This is a genomic window from Vineibacter terrae (genome assembly GCF_008039615.1).
GTDB lineage: Bacteria > Pseudomonadota > Alphaproteobacteria > Reyranellales > Reyranellaceae > Vineibacter > Vineibacter terrae.
In genome coordinates, this window is record NZ_VDUZ01000005.1 from 150,141 (window position 1) to 172,070 (window position 21,930).

22 protein-coding genes and 1 pseudogene are annotated in these 21,930 nt (G+C 68.9%); 8 read left to right on the forward strand and 15 right to left on the reverse strand.

Features of this window, described 5'->3' with window-relative positions; genetic code table 11:
* Nucleotides 1–139: 139 nt before the first annotated feature.
* From deoA to FHP25_RS06335, 4 genes are all read right to left on the reverse strand, one after another.
* Entirely contained in the window at nt 140–1,486 is a 1,347-nt protein-coding gene (gene deoA, locus FHP25_RS06325; protein WP_147846058.1) for a thymidine phosphorylase, read from the reverse strand.
* A gap of 3 nt (nt 1,487–1,489) precedes the next feature.
* Nucleotides 1,490–2,335, reverse strand: coding sequence for a purine-nucleoside phosphorylase (locus FHP25_RS06330; RefSeq protein ID WP_231712218.1), 846 nt, complete (start codon nt 2,333–2,335; stop codon nt 1,490–1,492).
* A gap of 62 nt (nt 2,336–2,397) precedes the next feature.
* Complete coding sequence (locus tag FHP25_RS42235) at nt 2,398–2,532, reverse strand: hypothetical protein (RefSeq protein WP_269434382.1); 135 nt, start codon at nt 2,530–2,532, stop codon at nt 2,398–2,400.
* Between the two features lie 178 nt (nt 2,533–2,710).
* On the reverse strand, nt 2,711–4,228 hold the full coding sequence (locus tag FHP25_RS06335; RefSeq protein WP_147846059.1) for a DUF3987 domain-containing protein: 1,518 nt from the start codon (nt 4,226–4,228) through the stop codon (nt 2,711–2,713).
* 653 nt (nt 4,229–4,881) lie between these two features.
* Between FHP25_RS06335 and FHP25_RS06340 the strand changes: the two genes are divergently transcribed.
* A complete protein-coding gene (locus FHP25_RS06340; protein WP_218578224.1) occupies nt 4,882–5,667 on the forward strand; it encodes a class I SAM-dependent methyltransferase in 786 nt (261 codons plus the stop codon).
* A 212-nt stretch (nt 5,668–5,879) separates the two neighbouring features.
* Here the strand turns inward: FHP25_RS06340 and FHP25_RS06345 are convergent, their stop codons facing one another.
* From FHP25_RS06345 to FHP25_RS06390, 10 genes are all read right to left on the reverse strand, one after another.
* Nucleotides 5,880–6,317 (reverse strand): MmcQ/YjbR family DNA-binding protein, encoded by a 438-nt coding sequence (locus tag FHP25_RS06345; RefSeq protein WP_147846060.1) that lies wholly within the window; start codon nt 6,315–6,317, stop codon nt 5,880–5,882.
* A gap of 89 nt (nt 6,318–6,406) precedes the next feature.
* A complete protein-coding gene (locus tag FHP25_RS06350; protein ID WP_147846061.1) occupies nt 6,407–6,901 on the reverse strand; it encodes an SRPBCC family protein in 495 nt (164 codons plus the stop codon).
* A gap of 41 nt (nt 6,902–6,942) precedes the next feature.
* Entirely contained in the window at nt 6,943–7,350 is a 408-nt protein-coding gene (locus tag FHP25_RS06355) for a VOC family protein (RefSeq protein ID WP_147846062.1), read from the reverse strand.
* Nucleotides 7,347–7,706: an ArsR/SmtB family transcription factor gene (locus FHP25_RS06360; RefSeq protein WP_147846063.1), complete on the reverse strand. Its 360-nt coding sequence runs from the start codon at nt 7,704–7,706 to the stop codon at nt 7,347–7,349. Before FHP25_RS06360 ends, FHP25_RS06355 begins: the two co-directional genes overlap by 4 nt.
* A 119-nt stretch (nt 7,707–7,825) precedes the next feature.
* A complete protein-coding gene (locus FHP25_RS06365; protein ID WP_147846064.1) occupies nt 7,826–8,572 on the reverse strand; it encodes an SDR family oxidoreductase in 747 nt (248 codons plus the stop codon).
* Nucleotides 8,569–9,156: a TetR/AcrR family transcriptional regulator gene (locus FHP25_RS06370; RefSeq protein ID WP_178133334.1), complete on the reverse strand. Its 588-nt coding sequence runs from the start codon at nt 9,154–9,156 to the stop codon at nt 8,569–8,571. Before FHP25_RS06370 ends, FHP25_RS06365 begins: the two co-directional genes overlap by 4 nt.
* Nucleotides 9,157–9,303: 147 nt before the next feature.
* Nucleotides 9,304–9,684, reverse strand: a complete 381-nt coding sequence (locus tag FHP25_RS06375; protein WP_147846066.1) for a YciI family protein — start codon at nt 9,682–9,684, stop codon at nt 9,304–9,306.
* A 344-nt stretch (nt 9,685–10,028) separates the two neighbouring features.
* On the reverse strand, nt 10,029–10,832 hold the full coding sequence (locus FHP25_RS06380; RefSeq protein WP_408068517.1) for an APH(3'') family aminoglycoside O-phosphotransferase: 804 nt from the start codon (nt 10,830–10,832) through the stop codon (nt 10,029–10,031).
* 36 nt (nt 10,833–10,868) lie between these two features.
* Nucleotides 10,869–12,464: an ABC-F family ATP-binding cassette domain-containing protein gene (locus FHP25_RS06385; protein ID WP_147846067.1), complete on the reverse strand. Its 1,596-nt coding sequence runs from the start codon at nt 12,462–12,464 to the stop codon at nt 10,869–10,871.
* Nucleotides 12,465–12,604: 140 nt separating this feature from the next.
* Nucleotides 12,605–13,546, reverse strand: coding sequence for a LysR substrate-binding domain-containing protein (locus FHP25_RS06390; RefSeq protein WP_147846068.1), 942 nt, complete (start codon nt 13,544–13,546; stop codon nt 12,605–12,607).
* Between the two features lie 116 nt (nt 13,547–13,662).
* Here FHP25_RS06390 and FHP25_RS06395 point away from each other — a divergent pair, with 116 nt between their 5' ends.
* Nucleotides 13,663–14,529: a pirin family protein gene (locus tag FHP25_RS06395; protein ID WP_147846069.1), complete on the forward strand. Its 867-nt coding sequence runs from the start codon at nt 13,663–13,665 to the stop codon at nt 14,527–14,529.
* 114 nt (nt 14,530–14,643) lie between these two features.
* Here the strand turns inward: FHP25_RS06395 and FHP25_RS06400 are convergent, their stop codons facing one another.
* On the reverse strand, nt 14,644–15,435 hold the full coding sequence (locus tag FHP25_RS06400; RefSeq protein WP_147846070.1) for an IclR family transcriptional regulator: 792 nt from the start codon (nt 15,433–15,435) through the stop codon (nt 14,644–14,646).
* Between the two features lie 154 nt (nt 15,436–15,589).
* Here FHP25_RS06400 and FHP25_RS06405 point away from each other — a divergent pair, with 154 nt between their 5' ends.
* The 6 genes and pseudogenes from FHP25_RS06405 (at nt 15,590) to FHP25_RS42575 (ending at nt 21,844) form a co-directional block, all read left to right on the forward strand.
* A complete protein-coding gene (locus FHP25_RS06405) occupies nt 15,590–16,462 on the forward strand; it encodes a MaoC/PaaZ C-terminal domain-containing protein (protein ID WP_147846071.1) in 873 nt (290 codons plus the stop codon).
* A gap of 14 nt (nt 16,463–16,476) precedes the next feature.
* A complete protein-coding gene (locus FHP25_RS06410) occupies nt 16,477–17,391 on the forward strand; it encodes an ABC transporter permease (RefSeq protein ID WP_147846072.1) in 915 nt (304 codons plus the stop codon).
* A 4-nt stretch (nt 17,392–17,395) separates the two neighbouring features.
* Complete coding sequence (locus FHP25_RS06415; RefSeq protein ID WP_147846073.1) at nt 17,396–18,280, forward strand: ABC transporter permease; 885 nt, start codon at nt 17,396–17,398, stop codon at nt 18,278–18,280.
* A 35-nt stretch (nt 18,281–18,315) separates the two neighbouring features.
* Complete coding sequence (locus FHP25_RS06420; protein WP_147846074.1) at nt 18,316–19,836, forward strand: ABC transporter substrate-binding protein; 1,521 nt, start codon at nt 18,316–18,318, stop codon at nt 19,834–19,836.
* Nucleotides 19,837–19,871: 35 nt separating this feature from the next.
* On the forward strand, nt 19,872–20,858 hold the full coding sequence (locus tag FHP25_RS06425) for an ABC transporter ATP-binding protein (protein ID WP_147846075.1): 987 nt from the start codon (nt 19,872–19,874) through the stop codon (nt 20,856–20,858).
* A pseudogene (locus FHP25_RS42575) lies at nt 20,855–21,844 on the forward strand (ABC transporter ATP-binding protein). Before FHP25_RS06425 ends, FHP25_RS42575 begins: the two are co-directional and overlap by 4 nt.
* Nucleotides 21,845–21,930 lie beyond the last annotated feature (86 nt).

The window sequence follows — 21,930 nt, forward strand, 5'->3', positions numbered from 1 at the left end:
ACGCTCATGGACAACCGCCCGGAAGAGCGCCGCTGGAGCGGCGCGGTCCCAGCCGTCACCAGAACCGTCGATGACTGGCACCAGCCACGAGGTCCTTCGCTTCGCTCAGGACGACAAGCGCCATATGCGACGGCTGCGGTCATGGCGCGGCTCCCGGGCCGTCGCGGCCATCGATGCGGGCGTGGATCACGGGTGGCGCGGGCGGCGCGGTGTCGGCGATCCGGATGGCCTGGCGCAGTTCAGCCACAGCCGCGTCGGCGTCGGCATCGTCGGCGGCGTGGATCAGGGCCAGCGTCTGGCCCGCGGCGACGGCCTGGCCGACACCGACGACATCGGACAGGCCGACGGCAGGATCGATCGCGTCGCTGGCCCGCCGGCGTCCGCCGCCGAGGCTCACGACCACGAGGCCGACCGCGCGCGCGTCCATGCCGGCGACCACGCCGGCGCGCTGGGCGGTGCATGGCCGCGTCACGGGGGCACGCGGCAGATATCGCGCGGCGTGCGCGGTGAAGTCCCGAGGGCCGCCCAACGCGGCGACCATGCGGGCGAAGGCTTCGGCAGCGCGGCCGTCGGCGAGGCATGCCTCCGCCTTGGCGCGGGCCTCGGCGAGCGAGCCGGCCAACCGGCCCAGCACCAGCATCTCGGCCGCCAGCGCCAGCACGACCGCATGCAGGCGTGGCGTGCGCGCCTGTGTGCCGGTGAGATAGGCCACGGCCTCGGCAACCTCCAGCGCGTTGCCGACAGTGGCGCCGAGCACCTGGTCCATGTCTGTGATCAGGGCTGTCGTGGGCAGACCGGCGCCCGATGCGACAGCGACGATGCTGTCGGCAAGCGCGCGCGCCATCGCGTCGCTGGCGGCGAAGGCGCCGGAGCCTGTCTTCACGTCCATCACCAGGCCGTCGAGGCCTTCGGCCAGCTTCTTGGACAGGATCGAGGCGGTGATCAGCGGGATCGATTCCACCGTCGCGGTCACGTCGCGGATGGCGTAGAGGCGCCGGTCGGCCGGCGCCAGGTCGTCGGTCTGGCCGATGATGGCGCAGCCGGCCTCGCGCACGACGCGCTGGAACTGCGCAATATCGGGGTCGGTGCGATAGCCCGGGATCGCGGCCAGCTTGTCGAGCGTGCCGCCGGTATGGCCCAGGCCGCGGCCGGAGATCATGGGCACCACACCGCCGCAGGCGGCCACGATCGGCGCCAGCATCAGGCTCACCTTGTCGCCGACGCCGCCGGTGGAGTGCTTGTCGAGCACGGGGCCGCGCGGCTTCAGCGACGCCCAGTCCAGCGTGATGCCCGAGCGTGTCATGCACGAGGTCAGCGCCACGCATTCGGCGCGCGTCATGCCGCGCAGGAAGGTGGCCATGGCGAAGGCCGCGACCTGCGCCTCGCTGAGGCTGCCGTCGGTGATGCCGCGCACCAGGAAGGCGATCTCCTCGGCTGCCAGCGCCGCGCCGTCGCGTTTGCGGCGGATGATCTCCTGCGGCAGCATGGCTCAGCCCGCGCCGCTGCTGCTGTCGGCGAGGAAGGCGTGCAGCACGCGCCTGATGTCCTCGGCGCCCTGCCGCGCCGCCACGCGCAGCGTCTCGAGGTGGCTCAGCGGCTCGCTGCCCATGCCGGCGGCGAAGTTGGTGATCACCGACAGCGCCGCCACCTTCATCTTCGCATGCCGCGCCAGCACCACCTCGGGCACGGTCGACATGCCCACGGCATCGGCGCCCAGGCGGGCGGCCGCGCGGATCTCGGCCGGCGTCTCGAAGCTGGGGCCCGCGAACCAGATATAGACGCCCTCATGCAGCGTGACGTTGCTGGCCGCGGCGGCTTCCAGCAGGCGCCGCCGCAGGGCGGGATCGTAGGCATCGACCATATCGACGAAGCGGTTGTCGCCGGCCTCGCCGAACAGCGGCGACACCCCGGTGAAGTTGATGTGGTCGGTCACGAGCATGGTGCTGCCCGGCGCCATCTGCGGCCGCAGGCTGCCGGCGGCATTGGTGAGCAGCAGCATCTCGCAGCCCAGGCGCGCCAGGGTGCGCACCGGCACCTTCATCACGTCGGCGCGGCCGTGCTCGTAGTAGTGCGCGCGGCCATGCAGCAGCGCCACCGGCGTGCCGGCGAGGTGGCCCAGCACCAGCCGGCCGGCATGGCCGCCGACGCTGGGCACGGGGAAGCCGGGCAACTCGCCGTAGGGCAGCGTCGCGGCGGGGCTGACCTCGTCGGCGATCCCGCCCAGCCCGGTGCCCAGCACCAGGCCGACGCGCGGCACGAAGCCGGGCGCGTGGCGCTGGACGAGGGCGACACTGGCCTGCACGGGGTCATTCATCGTCGGGTCAGTCTGACTCATTTCCGGCATCGGCGGCGTGAAAGTTGAGGCGTGGCATGCCTGTGAAGGTGAGCGGGCGCTTTTCAGGCGTCCCTGGCCAGCGCAGTTTCAGAAATCCCAGGAAGCTTGAATATCGCCGTGATGACAAGGGCTTCGGTGGACAGGGTGATATCTCCAGAAACTTGCGCGGTTTGCGGGGTTTCGATCGCATCCGACACGCCGTCATCCCGAGCGGTTGTGGTTCCGATCTTCCTGGTCCGGGCCAGGCGATCGGATATGGCGCCGTTGCCCCTCGCCCCGCGGCAGCGGGGAGAGGGAGGGGCCCATCGCGAAGCGATGGGAAGGTGAGGGGTACGAGCGATCAGTCCCAGTTTTTTGCTGCTGGCTTGATCGTTCCTACCCCTCACCTTCCCATGCCTTCGGCATGGGCCCCTTCCTCTCCCCGCTGCCGCGGGGCGAGGAGACAGCACTGCGCAACGCCGGGTTCACCAGCCAGCGGCGGCGCAGCGGACCACGGCTGCCGACGCGCTGCTCGATGGCGTGCAGCCAGCCGGCATCGACCAGCAGCTCGATCACCTGGTCGGCGCCGGCGGCGTTCACCGCCTGGGCCAGCGCCTCCCGCCGGACCTGCTCGCGGGAGACGCCGTCCAGGGAGCGGCTCGCCAACCAGCGCAGCACGAGGCGGGCATGGTGGTGATGCGCGCTGGCGCCGGCCATGCCGAGCACGGCCCGCGCATGCGGCCACAGGTAATCGCGCCACAGGCTGGCGGCCGATTGCATGGCCCAGGCCGGCACTTGCGCCGGCTCGCTCATATCGGCGACGCCCATGGCTTCATCGAGAAGTGTCAGCACGCCCGCCAGGCGCAGCACGATGCCTGGGCCCTTGCCCCACCATGCCGCCTCGCGTCCCTGCAGGCCTGAAGCGTCGGCATAATGCGCCAGCCGGAACCGGTCGAGGACGAGCAGCGCCTCGGGCGTCAACGGCATGTCGCGCGGACCGTCGGGCAGGTGCTGCAGCCTGGCCAGCGCCGCCGCGGCATCGTCGGCGGGCGGCACCGCGTCGGCCAGCGCCTGGAACGGCGGCCGCCGTGGCCAGGCGAACAGGAAGCGCGCGGCGATGCTGTCGTCGTCGCCCGCGAACGCGGCCGCGATCGCATCGGGCCGCGCGGTGCCCAGCACCGAGACGGCGGGACAGTCGATGCGGATCGGTGGCCCGTCCTTGGGCACGACGCTGCAGGCCATGCCCGACCATGCCGACAGCCACAGGCCGCCTCTGCCGCGCACCATGTCGCGCAGCCAGGGGGAGCTGCCGTCACGCGTCAGCAGCAGGCCGCGCGGCGTGGCCTGCAGCGCACCGGCGAGGGTCTCGATTCCCGCGTCATCCAGGGCAAGGGGCCGCGTCTCGGGACGTGCCGGCAGCGGCGCGGCCGGCATGTCCGGCCATGGCAGGCGGTTGCGGATGGCGTGCTTGATCGCCGCTTTCCAGCGCTCGCGCTGGTCGGCCTGTGCTGCCGCGCGCCGGTTTCCGGCATCGTCGAAATCGGCTTGCTGCGCCTGCGCTATCGCCTGGACGAGGCGCAGCGACGTGGCGAGTGCCGGCGTCTTGCCCGACGAGGGCGGGCCGATCAGGGCCGTCCACAGCACGCAGGGCTCCGACCAGGAGGTCGACGGCGCGATGCGCCGCGCGGCGCCGACCAGGCCGGCAGCCACGGTCAGCAGCGACAGCGCGACATGATCGACCGGAGCGCTGGCGCCGTGCGCCGCATGCGCCGTCCAGCGTCTCCAGGCTGGCGGCAGACGATCGAGCGGGAAGGCCGGCAACGCGCTCTGCCTGTCCTCGAGCAGCGACAGGTCCGGCGCGGGCCAGGCAATGGGCGCATCTTCCGGCACAGCGGCGACGGCGGGAGCAACCATGGGCGCACCTGCGGTGTGGTGTGAAGGACGGTGTTGCTTGACGACAGCAACCGGCGATCTGGTAGCGTCGAAGCCGAAGCTGCGGCGCGAGCCAGCGCCCGTTAGCCCCGGCGGCGGGAACGCAGACCAGGATATTACATATAGAGTGCGAGGCGCAAAAAATCAAGAGAGAATAAAATAGGAATTTCATCCGATGGTTGATAATGGCTCACCTGGACGCCTGCCGGTGTGACGGCGATTGTGATGGATCGAACGAGGCTGTGCTTGCTGCATTCGTCAACGCAAAGCCGTGTGCCCGGGTGGCGGCAGCTCAGGCGCGACGTCAATGAAGCGAGGGGAACGAAAAGAGTCCCGTCGCGCCTGTGCGGGATCGCATCGCCACATTTCCCGTCATCCCGAGCGCCCCTGCGACAGGCGCAGGTTTCCCCTCGCCCCGCTGCCGCACTACGGGATCCACACATCCAGTCTCAGAGCGCTTGTGTTCCGAAACATAGGACTGTCATCCCGAGCGCCAGCGAGGGATCTCCCGCGAAGGGCGCACCGTGCGTTCTTCGCGGGAGATCCCTCGCTGGCGCTCGGGATGACAGTGAAGACGAGGAGATAGCTGAGGCGGCCGGGTCGGCATCGCCATATTCTCGCCGCGCCGTGCGGTGATGACGGCTTCGGTCGCATCGGGCATCGTCGCCCGGCACGAGGAGCGCATGACCGATCTCGATCCCATCGGGTTGTTCTTTGGCGGCATGGAGAAGCTGGGGCCAGGCCGCGACGCGGACACGGTGCAGGTCCTGCGCAGCCTGCCGCGCGAGCGCTTCGACGTGGTCGTCGATGCCGGCTGCGGCGCGGGACGCCAGACGCTGGCATTGGCGAAGGCGCTGGGCTGCCGCATCGATGCGGTGGACAGCCATCAGCCTTTCCTCGACTCGCTGGGCCGCCGGGCGGCGCAGGCCGGCGCGGCGTCGCTGATCCACGCACGCTGCATGGACATGAAGGACATACCCGCGGTCTTTCCCGATATCGACCTGCTGTGGTCGGAAGGCGCGGCTTACAATATCGGCTTCGCCAACGCGCTCGTGTGCTGGCGACCGGCGGTCCGCGCCGGCGGGTTCGTCGTCGTCAGCGAGCTCGTCTGGCTGCAGGACGACCCGCCGCCGATGGCGCGGGCGTTCTTTCAGGCGTGCTATCCCGACATGAAGCCGATGGCGGCCAATATCGCCATCGCCGGCGACGCCGGCTATCGTGTGCTGGGCACGCACACGCTGCCGCGAGAAGCCTGGGTCGAGGGCTACTACGCGGTGCTGCAGCCGCGCGCCGCCGCGCTCGCCGATCACGCCGACGCCTCGGTCCGGGCGCTCGCCCAGGAGATCGCGAAGGAGATCGAGGTCTTCAGCGCCTGCGGCGGCAGCTACGGCTATGTCTTCTACGTGCTTGAGCGGCCGTGATGGGCCCTTCGACGTGGGGGGCCGCTAGTACCCGGAATCACTGGTTGGTGACACACCTGTCATCCCGAGCGCAGCGAGGGATCTCCTGCGGCAAGGCGCACGGTGCGCCATTCGCGGGAGATCCCTCGCTGCGCTCGGGATGATGGATGTATCAGCGACCAATGATCCGGGCACTGTCCCAATGAAGGCTCGCAAGGGCGTGTGATGGCCGCTCAGGATGAAGGCGGCTTGCTCGCCTGCGTCAGCGTCTTCGGCGCGAGCAGGCGATAGCTCGCCGTCACGAGCTTGGCGACGTCGGTCCAGTCGGTGTCGCCGTCCAGGAAGATGCCGGCGATGTCGGGCCACCACACCGGCTTGAAGAAGGGCGGCTTGCGGAACGCATCGTCGTCGACGCCGGGCAGGAGCGAGCGGAAGGTGAGCACGCAGGCCGACCCCTCGGTCGCGGCCGCCTTGGCATAGGCCGGCGGCCATCCCGAATCGATCATGAGGACGTGGGCGAAGGTGTTCCTGCGAATCCGCCACCGCACGCCGACCCAGGCGGCCTCCTCATGGGCTTCGGGCAGCCCGAGGCAGATCGGCCTGAGGCGCGCGATGATGCGGGCCGGAACGTCGGGGCGTGCCGCTTTCGAGGATCGAGGTCCTGTTCGCAAAGATCCCTCGCTGCGCTCGGGATGACAGTCCTGGTTCTCGGGATGCAGCCTCTCTGAGGATGACGTCCTGAGCGATCGTCAAGGCGGGCTCAGGCGCGCGTCTTCATGTGCTCCACGAGCTGGTCGAGCGCGGCGCCCCAGCCGCTGTGGAAGCCCATGTCCTCATGCTGCCGGCGGCCCGACTCGTCGCTGTGCATGGCGGTGGCGGTGTAGCGCGTTTGCCGTCCCAGGTCCTCCAGCGCGATGATGGCGGTGAAGTTGAAGCCCGCGCCGCTCTTGATGGGGCGCCAGCCGGGAAGGAGGGCATCGGTCCACACCAGCCGCTCTTTCGGGACGACCTCGAGATAGCAGCCGCTGTTGTCGAACGCCTCGCCGTCGGGGCCGCGCATCACGGTCCGGAACATGCCGCCGGGCCGCAGGTCGATCTCGCAGTGCGTGGTGCGCCATGGACGCGGGGTGAACCAGACCTTGATGTGCTCGGGCGTGGTCCAGGCTTCCCAGACCAGGTCGCGCGGCACATCGACGACCCGCTCAAGAACGAGATCGAGCGCGGGATCGAGCTGCCATGGTGTGGATTTTGTCATGTGCTTGCACCTTGCGTTGGAGTGACGTGCCGGCCGGTGATTCAGGCCTGGGATTGCACATGGGCGGGATCCATGTAGGCGACCTCCCAGTGGTGGCCGTCGAGATCGAGGAAGCTGCGCAGCTGCATGAAGCCATAGTCCTGCGGTGGCTTGGCCTCCTGGCCGCCGGCCGCGAGCGCGGCGGCGGCGATACGATCGACGTCCGGCTTGCTCTCGACGCCAATCGTGATCAGCGCCTCGGCGGTCGTGCCGTCGGCGATCTTCTTGCTGGTGAACTCGCTGAACTTCGGATGCGTGAGCAGCATGGCATAGATGTCGTCAGAGATGACCAGGCAGGCTGCGGTCTCGTCGGTGAACTGCGGATTGAACGTCCAGCCCAGCGCCTTGAAGAAGGCCATCGCCTTGTCCAGGTCCTTCACCGGCAGGTTGACGAAGATCTTGGTGCTCATGGAGCATCCTTTCCCTGTTTGCCGTGGAGATGCATGAGGTAGTCGTCGAGCTGGTCGAGACGGCGTTCCCACAGGTCGCGCTGCCGCGCCAGCCAGTCCTCCGCCAGCCGCAGGCGCCGGGGCGCGAGCTGGTAGGTGCGCACCCGGCCCTTCTTCTGCGAGCGCACCAGGCCGGATCGTTCGAGGATGCCGAGATGTTCCACGAAGGACGGCAGCGCCATGTCGAACGGTGCCGCCAGCTCGCTGACGGATGCCGGGCTGCGGCTCAGCCGCTCCAGCACACGCCGCCGCGTGGGATCGGCCAGCGCCCTGAAGACGCTGTCGATCGGGGCGGGGGCAGCTCCCGCGGCAACCATGAACGCACCCCCTTCCTGAACCAGCGCCGCGATCCTACGGCTGCCTATTACTTAGGGCAATACCTAAGTAATGCCTGTTGCGAGGAGTCCGGGCGTCGGGATGGCAGCTGCACTGCGCATCAGCGTCGCAACTTATCCTCCGCCTCGCCGCGGGCCTCGCGCCTGAGTCTCCCGAGAAGCTCGTCCCAGCTCTCTCGTCTCGGACCGTCACCCCAGACAATTTCGAAAGTTGCTCGTGAGGCGCGCGGATGCTGCATTGCCTCAACGAACGCTTCGGCGACATCCGCGCGGGCAATGCGGTTGCGAGGCGCGAGCGGAAGGTCACCTTGGCCGACAACGACGGCATGCTCACGAGCCGGCCGATCGACGAGAAACCCGACGCGGATGATCGTGTAGTCCAAGCCGCTGCTACGGATTTCGTCCTCGACGCGCCGACGCCAGACGAACGTATTCCTCTTAAGCAGGTTGAGCAGTGTCCTTGCCACCGAGGGCGTATGGATGCCGATCGTGTTGAGATACACGAAGCGGCCACGAAACTCAGCTCTGTGCGCGGCCGCAAGCGTGTCGAGGACGCCGTCATGGTCTGTCGCCTTGACCAGGCGCTCGGAAGCGTATCGTCCGCTGGGCGCACCGGCTGTGAAAATGATGTGGTCCACAGCCCGTAGTGCCGGGGGGAGCGTGCTGGCCTTCGTGAGGTCCCCGGCGACCACCTCAAACGCGGATCCCAGTTCAGCAGAAGCTCTCGCAGGATCGCGCGCCAGCACGCGAACCCGAAAGTTTCGTTCGTGCAGCAAGCGGGCGATCAGAAGCCCGGTGCCACGTGTGCCTCCAACGACCAGGACACGGCTCTTGCCAGCCTCGCTCATGGAACCTCCGGCTCAAGTGCTTTTCGGAGTGTCCAACGCATCGCATCGAGTGCGCGCTTGCGATCTTCGCCGGCTTCCAGGATGTCGGCGGTCTCGTGGATGACCGCGAACAGCAGCCGTCCGGTGAGGTAAGCATCTGCTTTGGCAAACGCTCCAGCGTCCTGGCCGGCTCGGATGACGCCTATCAAGCGGCTGATTGGATTGTCACCCTCCGGGATAGGACGCCGGTGGGCGAAATCCGTATGGAACAGCACCGTGTGCAATCCACCCAATTCCGCCATGGAATCAACGAATGCAACCGCGAGCTGCTCCAGAAGAGACGGCCAATCCAGCTCCGCGCCGGTTTTGATGTGGATGGGGTGAGCCTCGTCGAATTGCCTGATGATGCGCCGACGTATCGCTTCAAGAAGATCGTCCCACGTGGGGAAGTAGAGATAGAAAGTGCCTTTCGCTGCGGCTGCTTCGCAGACGACGTCCTCGACGCGCACAGCTGGGCCGTCTCTTTTCAGCAGGCGTTCTGCGGCTTCGATGATCTCCTGTCGCCGGACATCCGGGGCCAAGCGACGGCGAGTGCGTGCTTGCATGAGCTTTTCTTGCTGACCGTAAGTCAGTATATAATGACCATTGGTCAGTTGCAAGGGAAGTCAAATGGCGCACCAGTGCGTCCCACGCGGGAGATCCCTCGCTGCGCTCGGGATGACAGCTGTGTCAGCCTCCTGCGATTCCGGGTGCTAGGCTTGCATGCCCGGAAGCGACGCGCCCGGAATGTAGCGCCTGACCGGGCGGATCTCGTAGACGGCGGTGGGATTGGCGCGGCGCAGGTCGCGGGCCACCGCGATCGCGGCGTCGCGGTCGGCGCAGTCCACGACGTAGAGGCCCAGCAGCTGCTCCTTGGTCTCGGCGAAGGGGCCGTCGATGACCATGCCGGCGCCCGGGCCGCGCAGCGTGACGGCCTGGCCCGTCGTGCCCAGCCGGGCCGACGGCCCCAGGGCCTTCTCCCGGTCGAGCCGCTCATGCACCTTCAGAAGGCCGGTCATCACGGCTGCATCTTCTTCCGCTGTCCAGGACTCGACGATCTTCTCCTCGTGATAGGCCAGGATCGCATAGAGCATGGGATATCCTTCCTGTGCTGGCGGCGTGCGGCAGTATCCAGTGACGATCGGCGTCTGCCAATCCCGACATCCGGAAATCGGGCTGCTGATGTTTGCAGGAAACTGTCATCCCAAGAGGTGTGTGACGTAATCCTTCGGTGCTGTCTCCTCGCCCCGCGGCAGCGGGGAGAGGAAGGGGCCCATGCCGAAGGCATGGGAAGGTGAGGGGTGGGAACGATCAAGCCATGCGGCAAAAACAGGGACTGATCGCTCGTACCCCTCACCTTCCCATCGCTTCGCGATGGGCCCCTCCCTCTCCCCGCTGCCGCGGGGCGAGGGGTGAACGGCCATCGCCGGCATGCGCATCACCCCCAGGTCAGCGGGTCGAGGTGGAGGTAGAACGCCAGCCGCTCCGGGTCGGGCGCGATATCGAGCGCCGCGAACAGGCTCTCATGCGCGGCCCGTGCCTGGTCCGGCGATGTCCAGGTCTCGCGGGCGTTGGCCAGGAGCAGGGCGAGGTCGGCATGGCGGTCGGCGGTGCCCAGCCGGCCGAGATCGACGAGGCCGACACAGCGCAGGGTCGCGGGATCGACCATGAGGTTGGGCAGGCAGGCGTCGCCATGGCAGACGACGCGGTCGCGTTGCTCCTGGGCCAGCCGCCCGGGCAGCTGCGCCCGCAGCCGTGCCAGCAGCGCCGGCGCGGGAATGTCGCGAAGCTGCGGGTCGAGAAAGTCCGGATTGACGGCATCGCGCGCGACGACGTCGGCGGCGCGGGCCATCATCGTTTCCAGGCCGCGCGCGAAGGGGCAATCGGCGACCGGCAGAGCGTGCAGCGCCTTCAGGCGCTGCGCGATCGAGGGCCACGCCCGGATCAGGTCGGCGGCCGGAAGGTCGCTGGCCGGCACGCCGGGCACCGTGCTGGTGATCAGGCATGCCGTGCCGTGCACCGTGATCCAGTCGAGGACGCGCGCCGTGCCCAGGCCACAGGGTGCCAGCCACGCGACGCGGCGGCGCTCGCCATCCAGCGCCGCCATGCGCGCGCCCGTGGCCAGCTTGGCGTAGGCCGCGCCGTCGCTGCTGCGATAGACCCGGTCGCCTGACTCGCCCGTGTGGACGGCAATCCACGTCGCGCTTCCGCGCAGGCGCGGCAGCAGGGCGGTATCGGGTATGATCACTGATGCATCTCGTCGGTTGGTGGGGCAGCGTCACGTCGGCCGCAGCATCGGCAGCTCGAGCCGGTGCGTCACGCCGATGGCCTGCAGGAAAGCCTCGTCATGGCTCACGACCAGCAGCGCGCCGTCATAGGCCCGCAGGCCCGCCTCGACCGCCTCGATGGCCTCGATATCCAGGTGATTGGTGGGCTCGTCCAGGATCAGCAGCGCGGGCGGCGTGGGACCGCTCAGCACGCAGGCGAGTCCGGCGCGCAGCACCTGGCCGCCGCTGAGGCTCGATACAAGCTGCAGCGCGGCGTCGGCGCGGAACATGAAGCGCGCCAGCGCGGCGCGACAGTCGTTCTCGCCGGCGCCGGGATTGAGGCGCCGGAAATTGTCGCGGATCGACAGCGCCGGTTCGAGCGCCGACACGCGCTGGTCGAGCATCGCGGCATCCGCCAGGCATCGCACCGTGCCCGACCATGGACGCAGCGCGCCGGCGGCCAGCGCCAGCACCGTGGTCTTGCCGCTGCCATTGGGGCCGGCGATGGCGATGCGCTGCGGACCGGTGATCACGAGCGAAAAGTCCGTGATCACCGGGCGGCCCGGCGTGTAGCCGGCGCTCACCGCGTCCATCCGCAGCACCGTCCTGGCGGCCGGCAGTCCGGTCGACGGCAGGGTCACGGTCAAGGGCTGCAGCACCTCGATGCGGGCGCGGGCGGAATCGGCCAGCGCTGTCGCCTGCGCGCGCCGCCGCTCGGCCAGGCGTGCGTTGGCGCCGGCGGTGTTCTCGCTGCTGCTGCGCCGTCCATTGAGGACGATGCGCGGGATGTCGCCCTTGGCGCGCTGGCGCCGCCCGGCCGCATCCTTGCGGGCCTTGCGCTCGGCGCTGCGCTGGGCGCCCTGCGCGACGTCCGCCAGGCGCTGCTCGGCGGCGGCGAGGTCGTGGTGCGCGGCGGCCAGGGCGACGGCCTTGCGTTCGCGATAGTGGCTCCAGTTGCCGCCGTAGCGCGTCGTGCCCAGCGTGGTCAGCTCGACGATCGCATCGAGAGTGTCGAGCAGCGCACGGTCGTGGCTGACGACGACGGCGCCGCCGCGCCAGGCCGCCAGCAGGTCGAGCACGGCGGCGCGTCCATCGCGGTCGAGATTGTTGGTCGGCTCGTCCAGCAGGATGAAGTCCGGCGCGGCGAGGATGAGCGCCGCCAGCGCCGCGCGCGTGCGCTGGCCGCCGGACAGCGCCGCCAGAAGCGTGCCGGGCGGCGCATCGAGCCCGACCCGGCCCAGCGCCGCGGCGATGCGCGTCTCCAGGGTCCAGTCGGCGAGGGACAATTCCGCAGCGCCCGCGTGGCCGGCCTCGGCGCGCTGCAGCAAGGCAAGCGCCGCGGTGACGCCCAGGAGGTCGGCCACGGTCTCGTCTGGCGCCACCTGGACGGTCTGGCGCAGCACGCCCAGCGTGCCCTCGACACGCACGCTGCCGGATAGCGGCGCGAGCGTGCCGGCGATCAGCTGCAGCAAGGTCGTCTTGCCGACGCCGTTGCGCCCCACGAGCCCGGTGCGGCCCGGGTCGAACGTCAGCGACAGATCGGAGAAAAGGGTGCGGCCGTCAGGCGTCGACCACGTCAGGTCGGACACGGCGATGGAGGCGGACATGAGCTCGGATTTCCTTCCCGGCAAGGCGAATGGGCATTGCGATGGGGGAGAAATCCATTGTCCGGCATCCTGTGGCAGTGACTGGCCGCAGTAAAATAAGCGCGGCGCGGGCCATCTTCAAGGCATCGACATAAGCGGCGTCATTGCGCCTTGCGTCGGCGGCGGCCCGTCTCGTCGCCGCGGCCCAGGGCGGCATATGCCGCGGCGAGGAAGTCCAGCAGCGCGCGCACCGACGGCAGCTGGCCGCGCCGCGACGGGAACACCGCGTGCGTGATCCCCGGCCTTGGCGACCAATCCGGCAACAGGTCGACCAGGCGCCCGGCCTCGACGTCCTCGTCGATGACGAGGGTCGGAAACTGGCAGACGCCGATGCCGCGCAGCGCCGCCAGCCGCAGCGCCACCATGTCCTCGGTGACCAGGCGCGGCGTGTGGCGGACCGTGGCGGCCGCGCCCTGGGGCCCGTCGAGATGCCATTCATGCGCCTGCTGCGTCGGATCCCATGCCAGGCTCGGCAGCGCGGCAAGATCGGCCGGGACGCGGGGCCGGGCTGCGCGCTTGAGCAGGGCGGGGCTCGCGACCAGCCGCTGCGGGCTGTCGGCCAGCTTGCGGATCACAAGGTCGCTGTCGTCGAGCTGCGGGAAGCGCACGCGAATGGCGAGATCGAAGCCCTCGCGGATCACGTCCACGCGCCGGTTGGTGCTCTCCAGCAGCACCGTCACCTTGGGGCATTCGGCCATGAAGCGGGCGACCATCTCGCCGACCTGGAAGTAGATCACCGACGATGGGCAGCTCATGCGCACGACGCCCTGCGGCTCGGACCGCATGCGGTCGATCACCTCCTGCGCCGCCTCGGCCTCGACCACCATCGCCACGCAATGGCGGTAGTACTCCTGTCCGATGCCGGTCACCGCGAAGCGCCGTGTCGAGCGCTGGATCAGGCGCACGCCGAGCTGTGTCTCCAGGCGTCCGATGCGCCGGCTGAGCCGCGATCGCGGCATGCCGAGCTTGCGGGCCGCGGCGGCGAAGCCGTTCTGCTCGACCACGTCGACGAACAGCCTGAGATCGTTGAGGTCCGGCGTCATTGTCCTATTTATAGGACATAATAGCATGCCGCTGACGGCTACTGCCAGGCCCGACGCGTCGACATATTGGCGCCAACGCAAGCGCCCATCCGGGCCATGCACCAAGGAGACTCACCATGAGAAAGGTTCTCGGGGTCTACAGCGCCCCGCGGCCGCACTGGGTCGGCGACGGCTTTCCGGTGCGCTCGCTGTTCTCGCACGCCAGCCATGGCGCGCATGTCAGCCCGTTCCTGCTGCTGGACTATGCCGGCCCGGCGGAATTCACGCCGGCCACGACGCCGCGCGGCGTCGGGGAACATCCGCATCGCGGGTTCGAGACCGTGACCATCGTCTATCGCGGCGAGGTCGAGCACCGGGATTCGACCGGCCAGGGCGGCGTCATCGGGCCAGGCGACGTGCAGTGGATGACGGCGGCCAGTGGCATCCTGCACGAGGAATTCCACTCACAGGCCTTCACCCGCAAGGGTGGCACCCTCGAGATGGTCCAGCTCTGGGTCAACCTGCCGGCCAAGGACAAGAATGCCGCGCCGGGCTACCAGTCGCTGCTCGACCGGGACATCCCGGCAGTCGCGCTGCCCGATGATGCCGGCACGCTGCGGGTGATCGCCGGCGACTATGACGGCCATCGCGGGCCGGCGCGCACCTTCACGCCCATCGACGTGTGGGACCTGCGCCTGCGGCGCGACGGCAGGACGTCGCTGCCCCTGCCCGAGGGGCATACCGCTGCCGTCGTCGTGCTGAAGGGCACCGTGATGGTCAACGACGACGCCATCGCGCGGGAAGGCCAGCTCGTCCTGCTCGACAGGACGGGCGGCGATGTCACGGTGGAAGCCAACGGTGAGGCATCGCTGCTGATCCTGGGCGGCGCGCCGATCGACGAGCCGGTCGTCATGCACGGACCGTTCGTGATGAACACGGCGGACGAGATCCGGCAGGCGATGCGCGACTTCCAGGCCGGCCGCTTCGGCGCGATCGCGTCCTGACTTTCGGCGAGCCCCGGCGCCCGGCACCGGGGCTCGCTCGACGCGCCGGCGGTTCGATTTTCGGGCAGCCGGCAGCCTCCTGCGGGATGGGCCTGCCGTGCGGCCGCGCGATGGCTAAGCGGACGGGAACTCCAGCGGCTCGAACGCCTTCACCTCGCGCAGCAGGATGCCGGCCATCTTCTGCAGGCGGCGGTCGCCAAGGGCCTCGACAGAGTAGACGGCGGAGATCGCCGCGCTCACCTCGCCGCGGCTGTTGCGAATGACGGTGCCGATGCCGAAGGTGTTGTGGATCACGCCCTGGTTGAGGCCGTAGCCGGTCTGCCGCGCGCTCCTTACCGCCTGCAGCACCGCGGCGGTGCCGGTGTGGTACTCGGCATAACGTTCGGAATTGGATGCGGCGATGGCGCGTGCCTGCTCGGGCGGCATGGTCGCGAGGATCGCGACGCCGGCCGCGCCGATGCCCAGGGGGTAGCGCACGCCGTCGCCGATGCCGGTGTCATGCAGGACAGTGTCCTTGCTGCCGACGCGCTTGATGCTGATGATGTCATTCATCAGCGGCAGGTAGGCGTAGATCACCGCCGCCATCCGCCGCGCGAGCTTCTCCATCAGGCTTGCCAGCCGCGGCTGAATCCCGCCGTAGCGCGTCGCGTCGATCAGGGCATGGACCTGGACGCCCAGATAGTAGCGCTTGCTGAAGCCGTCGAAGATCACCATGCCGTTCCAGGCAAGCGCATTCAGCAGCCGGTGGGCCGTGGCGACGTGCAGCCCGGTCTGCGCCGCCAGCTCCTTCAGACGGATGCCGTGGGTGTTGTTCCTGCCGACCACAGCCAGCAGGCTCATCGCGCGGTGGATCGCCTGCGCTCCCTTGGGTTCTGTCCTGTCGATCGCTCCCACGGACACGGGCATCCGGATGGAACCTCCTGCGGCTGTCGCGGCGATAGTTACAGCGAAGGCGCTGCCGGCCCAAGGACAATCGCGGCGCTACCCGACGCCTTGACCAATTCTTACAATATGATATTCACCATCTCACAATATGAGAATATGAGCCCGGGAGCCGTTCATGCCGATCCGCGCCGATGCCATCGGCCAAACCCGCAGCACGGATACGGAGATCACCGCCCGTGACGCCCTGGCCTATGCAGCCGTGCTGGGGTTCGACAGCGAGGAGTGCCTCGACGACGCGCGGCCCGGCGGCCTCGTGGTCGTGCCGATGCTCTGCACGCGGCTGGAATGGATCCTGGCCGGCGACGACCAGCGCGCGTCCGCGCTTGGCCTGACGCTGCCGGAACGCCGCCGCGCCGTGCACGCGCTGCAGGATTCGCGCTTCCTCCATCCGCTGCGCGTGGGGATGCGGGTGAGGTCGACGAGCCGCAACGAATACATGCGGCAGACCTCCGCCGGCACCTTCGTGCTGACGAGCTTCGAGCATCGCGAGATCGAGACCGGCGACCTGCTCATCAAGTCCTGGTCGGGTTCGATGCTGCGCGGCCTGCCGCTCGGCCAGAGCGCTGCCGGCGCGCCGCCGGCCGACTTCATCGAGGCAGGACCGGCGGAGAACCTGGCGCATGCCAGCGACGTGCTCCTGCCGCGCACCCTGCCGCACCTCTACAGCGAGTGCGCGCAGATCTGGAACCCGATCCACACGGAACGCGCGGTCGCGCTCGCCGCCGGCCTGCCCGACATCATCGTGCACGGCACCATCACCTGGGCGATCAGCGCACGCGAGGCCCTCAAGACGGCAGGCGGCAGCGTGGAGGCGCTGGCCAGGCTGTCGGCGCGCTTCCGCGGCATGGTCATCCCCGGCACGTCGATTGCCGTCAGGACCGCAGCACCGGCGGCGGACGGCCGCGTGCCGTTCGCGACCGACAACGCTGCAGGCGAGCTGGCGCTGGCGAACGGCCTGATCGAGATCGATCGCGCGCGGGCTTCCTGACGGGGCGGGCGGTCATGGACTACGTCCTGCAGCGCCTGCTGCACGGGGTGCTGACATTGCTCGCCGTGACGATCGTGGTGTTCCTGCTGTCGCGGCTCAGCGGCGATCCGCTGTCGCTGATCCTGGACCCGGCCGCGACGGCGGCCGATCGTGCCGTCGAGCTGGCGCGGCTGGGGCTCGACCGCAGCTATATCGACCAGTACCTGATCTTCCTGGGCAATGCGCTGGGCGGCGATTTCGGCGAGTCCATCTTCTACAAGGCGCCGGCGTTCAGTGTCTTCATGCAGCATCTGCCGGCGACGCTCGAGCTCGGCGTCGTGGCGATCGCCGTGTCGGCGGCGATCGCCATTCCGGCGGGTGTCGTCTCGGCCGTGCGCAAGGGCGGCATCCTCGACACTGCCGCAAAGGCGTTCGCGCTGACCGGCCAGTCGGCGCCGATCTTCTGGATCGCGCTGATGCTGGTGCTGGTGTTCTCGGTGGTGCTGGGCTGGCTGCCGACCTCGGGACGCGGCGGGCTTTCGCATCTGGTCCTGCCGGCGCTCACCCTCGGCTGGTACAGCAACGCCTTCCTGATGCGCGTGACCCGCTCGAGCATGCTGGACGTGCTGGATGCGGACTACATCCGCCTGGCCCGGCTCGAGGGGCTGCCCGAGCGGCGCATCGTCTGGGTCCACGCCCTGAAGAATGCGGCCGGCACCATCGTCACCACGCTCGGGTTGATGACGATCAGCCTTGTCACCGGCGCGGTGGTCACCGAGACCGTGTTCGCCTGGCCGGGGGTCGGACGGCTGATCGTCGAGTCGATCTTCCATCGCGACTTTCCGGTGGTGCAGGCCGCCGTGACGGTCATCGCCGCGATCGTGATCCTGATCAATCTTGCGGTCGATCTGATCTTCGCGTGGATCGATCCACGCGTGCGGCTGGGTTGACGCCATGGCGGAGGTCTCGTTCCCGCACGCGCAGGAGCGCCGGCCCGGCCGTGGCTTCGCTGCCTTGCGCCGCCTGCCTCTGCTGTCGGGCGCCATCATCGCTGCAGCGCTGCTGGCGGCGCTGCTGGCCCCCTGGATCGCGCCGTACGACCCGGCGGCGGTCGATCTGCTGCGCCGTTTCGCACCGCCGGCGTGGATGGACGGCGGCTCCTCGCTGCACATCCTGGGCAGCGACGACCTCGGACGTGACGTGCTGAGCCGGCTGATCTGGGGCGCGCGGGTATCGATGCTGGTGGCGGTCGCCTGCGTCGTCTCCGACGCGATCCTGGGAACCGCGATCGGGATCGTCGCCGGCTATTGCGGCGGCCGCGTGGACAGCGTGCTGATGCGGCTTGCCGACATCCTGCTGGCGCTGCCGTACCTGCTGATCGCGCTGGTCGTCGTCAGCGCCGTGGGCGCGAGCCTGTCCAATGTGATCGTGATCATCGTCGTCCTGCGGTGGGCGGCGCTGTCGCGGATCGTGCGCGGCGAGACGATGATGCTGAAGCAGCGCGAGTTCGTGGCGCTGGCCAAGGTCGCGGGAATCGGACCGGTGCGCATCATGTGGCGCCACATCCTTCCCAACGTGATGAACTCGGTGGTGGTCGTGTCCACGCTCGGCGTCGGCGCGGTCATCCTGTTCGAGTCGGTGCTGAGCTTCCTGGGCGTCGGCGTGCCGCCGCCCACCCCGTCATGGGGCGGCATGGTCGCCGACGGCCGCAACTATCTCACCAGCGCGTGGTGGGTCTCGCTGTTCCCAGGCCTCGTCATCACCGCGGTCTGCCTTGCCGCGAACCTGTGCGGCGACTGGCTGCGCGAGGCGATGGACCCGAAATCCAATCGGCGCTGAGACTGACCGAAACGAGTGCAAGAGGGAGAACCGCGATGGCAAGCCTGCGTGACCTGACAAAGCCGCTGCTGGCAGCGGCGATAGCGGCCGGCGCAAGCCTCGTGCCTTGGGCCGCCGCGGCCCAGAGCCGCATCACCATCGCCATCAACACGCTCGGTCCCGAGACCTGGTGGCCGCAGGACATCGCGAACAACAAGTACCTGACCGGAACGATCGGCGATCCGCTGGTGCGGCTGGTGTCGCCGTACAAGCTGGAACCGGCGCTGGCGTCGTCATGGAAGGTCTCCGACGACGGCCTGACCTACGAGTTCACGATCCGCAATGATGTCCTGTTCCATGACGGCAGCAAGCTGACGGCCGAGGATGCCGCCTTCACTTTCGCGCCCGAGAACGCCCAGAACTACGTCGGCTTCTCGCGCATGAAGAACGGCAACATCGTCTCGGTCGAGGCGCAGGGCGACCGCGTCATCATGAAGCTGAAGGAAGCGATTCCGTTCATGATCGACGGCTACATCTCGCGCATATCGATCCGGCCGAAGGCCTATCTCCAGCGCGTGGGAGTCGAAGGCTTCAACAAGCAGCCGATCGGCACCGGGCCTTTCAAGGTCGTGGAGCATGTCAAGTCCCAGCACGTGAAGATGGTCGCCAACGACAACTACTTCGGCGGCCGGCCCAAGGTTGACGAGCTGATCTGGCGCGTGGTGCCGGAGCCGGCGACGCGGCTGGCGATGCTGCGCAACGGCGAGGCGGACGTCACCTACAACGAGCTCGGCGCGAGCACCGGCGAGCTGCAGCGCTACGGCATGCGCGCGGTCTCGTTCGGCCTGCCGCGCCAGAGCGTCCTGGTCTTCAACCACCTGCTGCGCAAGGAGAACCTGCCGAGCCGGTTCGCGGATGTTCGCGTGCGGCGGGCCTTGACGATGGCCATCGACCGCGAGGCGGTCGCCAATGCGATCTATTTCGGCAAGGACCGGGCCGCGGCGCTTCTCATCATGCCGCGCGACACGCCGTCGCTCGACCCGAAGTACCGGCCGTTGGCCTATGATCCGGTCCGCGCCAAGGCCCTGCTGGCGGAGGCGGGCCTGTCGGGCGGCTTCAAGGTCGACCTGTATGCGCCCAACAACCTGAAGGATCTGGCCGTGCTGATGGTGTCGTACTGGCAGCGCATCGGCATCGACGCCAAGCTCAGCCTGCTCGACCCGGCATCGCTCAACAATGCCTGGTTCAATCGCACGCTGAGCGGCGATGCCATCATCCTGTCGCAGATCCTTGCGAACGGCGTGGCGAGCCTCGTCTATCTCGATCCGGCGGCGCAGGTCGTGACCTACTACAGCCCCGAGACCGACGCCCTGCGCGTGGCAGGCACGGCGATCGTCGATCCTGCCAGGCAGGACGAGTGGTTCCTCAAGGTGTTCGCGCCGAAGCTGGACCAGCTCTATCCGGTGCCGGTGATCCTCGAGGGGCGCGACGGCGTGTTCGGCCTCGGCCAGCGGGTCAAGGACTGGAGCAAGTTCGAGCTGCACGCGATGGGCTTCCAGTGGCTGACGCCGCAATAGGGGCGGCGTCGGGCGATCCATCGAAGGCGCAGCCGATGACCCAGCCGCTGCTCAAGGTCGACGACCTGCGAACCTACCTGTTCACGCGCAACGGTATCGTCCGCGCCGTCGACGGCGTGAGCTTCCATGTCGATGCCGGCGAGACGCTCGGCATCGTCGGCGAATCCGGCTCGGGCAAGTCCATGACCGCCCTGTCGATCCAGCGGCTGCTGCCGCGGCCGGCCGGCCGGATCGTCGGCGGCGAGATCCGCCTCGAGGGCGAAGACCTCGTCGCCAAGTCCGAGCGGCAGATGTCGGCGATCCGCGGCCGCAGCATGGCGATGATCCTGCAGGACCCGATGTCGTCGCTCAATCCGGTCTTCACCATCGGGCAGCAGGTGTCGGATCCCTTGCGCACGCACCGCAAGCTGCCGCCGGGCGAGCTTCGCAAGGCGGTGGAGCGGCTGCTCGAGATGGTCCGGATTCCGGCACCGCAGACGCGCGTCAACGACTATCCGCATCAGATGAGCGGCGGCATGCGCCAGCGCATCGTGGGCGCGATCGCGCTGTCCTGCGAGCCGAAGCTGCTGATCGCCGACGAGCCGACCACGGCGCTCGATGTCACCGTGCAGGCGCAGTACCTGCGCCTGCTGCGCGACCTGCAGGCGCGGCTGGGCCTGGCGATCATCATGATCACCCATGATTTCGGTGTCGTCGCGCGCATCTGCGACCGGGTCGCCGTGATGTATGCCGGCCGCATCGTCGAGACCGCCGCGACCACGACGCTGTTCGACCGGCCGGCGCATCCCTACACGCAGGCGCTGATGCGGTCGATGCCGCGGCTGGACCAGCGGTCGGACCGGCTGCCGGCGATCGACGGCCAGCCGCCCGATCTGCGCCAGACGCTGACCGGGTGCCGCTTCGCGCCGCGCTGCGCGCACGCCTCCGATATCTGCCGCCAGCAGTATCCGGAGATGACGGTGGTATCGCCGGGGCATGCGGTCAATTGCTGGCATGCCGATCGCATGATGGCCGCGTCATGAGCGGTCCGCTGCTCAGCGTGCGCAGCCTGGCGCGCCATTTCCGGGTGAAGCGGCGGCAGGGTCTGTGGCGCAGATCGGCCACCGTGAAAGCCGTCGACGACGTGAGCTTCGAGGTGGGCGAAGCCGAGACATTCGGCCTCGTCGGCGAGTCAGGCTGCGGCAAGACCACCACGTCGCGGATGGTGCTGCGGCTGGAGCGCCCGGACGGCGGTGAGATCCGGTTCGCCGGCGCCGACGTCCACACCCTGCGTGGCCAGGCGCTGTTCGGCTATCGCCTGGCGGTGCAGGCGGTGTTCCAGGACCCCTACAGCTCGCTGAGCCCGCGCATGCGGGTGCGAAACATCGTCACGGAACCGATGGACGCGGGCGGGCAGCAGGCGCCACGCGCGCGGGCGGATGCGGCGCGGCGCCTGCTTGGCCTGGTCGGGCTCAGGCCGGACGCCGCCGATCTCTACCCGCACGAGTTCTCCGGCGGGTAGCGACAGCGCATCGCGATCGCGCGGGCGCTGTCGACGAGCCCGCGGCTGATCGTGCTGGACGAGCCGGTGTCGGCGCTGGATATCTCGATCCGGGCGCAGATCATGAACCTGCTGCGCGACATCCAGGACAGGACCGGCGTCAGCTTTCTCCTGATCGCGCACGATCTGGCCGTTGTGCGGCACATGAGCCGCCGGGTCGGCGTGATGTATCTCGGCAAGCTGGTGGAGATGGCGGACAGCGACGAGCTGTACGTGCGGCCACTGCATCCTTACACCAAGGCGCTGCTCGCGGCCGGGGCGCCGATCCATCCCGCCGAGCGCGACAAGGAAACGATCCTGGGCGGCGAGATGCCCAGCCCGTTGAGCCCGCCGTCCGGCTGCGCCTTCCGGCTGCGCTGCCCGATGGCGATGGCCAGATGCAGCGAGGTGGCGCCGACGCTGAAATCACACGCGGGGCACCTCGTCGCCTGCCACCTTCATGACGATCGTTCACCTGACGCCGGATGACGCCGCCAAGGCCGATCGGCCCGGGTCCGCCCGTCGTGGCGGCTGACTGCGGGAGGATAGGCGCGGCGCGGCGGGTGGTTCGTCTT

Coding starts and splice junctions, on each gene's coding strand:
- deoA (WP_147846058.1), bottom strand. CDS start 1,486: ATGCTGCCGCAGGAGATCATCCGCCGCAAACGCGACGGCGCGGCGCTG.
- FHP25_RS06355 (WP_147846062.1), bottom strand. CDS start 7,350: ATGAGCACCAAGATCTTCGTCAACCTGCCGGTGAAGGACCTGGACAAG.
- FHP25_RS06400 (WP_147846070.1), bottom strand. CDS start 15,435: ATGCCCGTGTCCGTGGGAGCGATCGACAGGACAGAACCCAAGGGAGCG.
- FHP25_RS06410 (WP_147846072.1), top strand. CDS start 16,477: ATGGACTACGTCCTGCAGCGCCTGCTGCACGGGGTGCTGACATTGCTC.
- FHP25_RS06365 (WP_147846064.1), bottom strand. CDS start 8,572: ATGAGCGAGGCTGGCAAGAGCCGTGTCCTGGTCGTTGGAGGCACACGT.
- FHP25_RS06390 (WP_147846068.1), bottom strand. CDS start 13,546: ATGACGCCGGACCTCAACGATCTCAGGCTGTTCGTCGACGTGGTCGAG.
- FHP25_RS06340 (WP_218578224.1), top strand. CDS start 4,882: ATGACGGCTTCGGTCGCATCGGGCATCGTCGCCCGGCACGAGGAGCGC.
- FHP25_RS06420 (WP_147846074.1), top strand. CDS start 18,316: ATGGCAAGCCTGCGTGACCTGACAAAGCCGCTGCTGGCAGCGGCGATA.
- FHP25_RS06395 (WP_147846069.1), top strand. CDS start 13,663: ATGAGAAAGGTTCTCGGGGTCTACAGCGCCCCGCGGCCGCACTGGGTC.
- FHP25_RS06360 (WP_147846063.1), bottom strand. CDS start 7,706: ATGGTTGCCGCGGGAGCTGCCCCCGCCCCGATCGACAGCGTCTTCAGG.
- FHP25_RS06330 (WP_231712218.1), bottom strand. CDS start 2,335: ATGAGTCAGACTGACCCGACGATGAATGACCCCGTGCAGGCCAGTGTC.
- FHP25_RS06405 (WP_147846071.1), top strand. CDS start 15,590: ATGCCGATCCGCGCCGATGCCATCGGCCAAACCCGCAGCACGGATACG.
- FHP25_RS06350 (WP_147846061.1), bottom strand. CDS start 6,901: ATGACAAAATCCACACCATGGCAGCTCGATCCCGCGCTCGATCTCGTT.
- FHP25_RS06385 (WP_147846067.1), bottom strand. CDS start 12,464: ATGTCCGCCTCCATCGCCGTGTCCGACCTGACGTGGTCGACGCCTGAC.
- FHP25_RS06415 (WP_147846073.1), top strand. CDS start 17,396: ATGGCGGAGGTCTCGTTCCCGCACGCGCAGGAGCGCCGGCCCGGCCGT.
- FHP25_RS06375 (WP_147846066.1), bottom strand. CDS start 9,684: ATGCTCTATGCGATCCTGGCCTATCACGAGGAGAAGATCGTCGAGTCC.
- FHP25_RS06425 (WP_147846075.1), top strand. CDS start 19,872: ATGACCCAGCCGCTGCTCAAGGTCGACGACCTGCGAACCTACCTGTTC.
- FHP25_RS06370 (WP_178133334.1), bottom strand. CDS start 9,156: ATGCAAGCACGCACTCGCCGTCGCTTGGCCCCGGATGTCCGGCGACAG.
- FHP25_RS06335 (WP_147846059.1), bottom strand. CDS start 4,228: ATGGTTGCTCCCGCCGTCGCCGCTGTGCCGGAAGATGCGCCCATTGCC.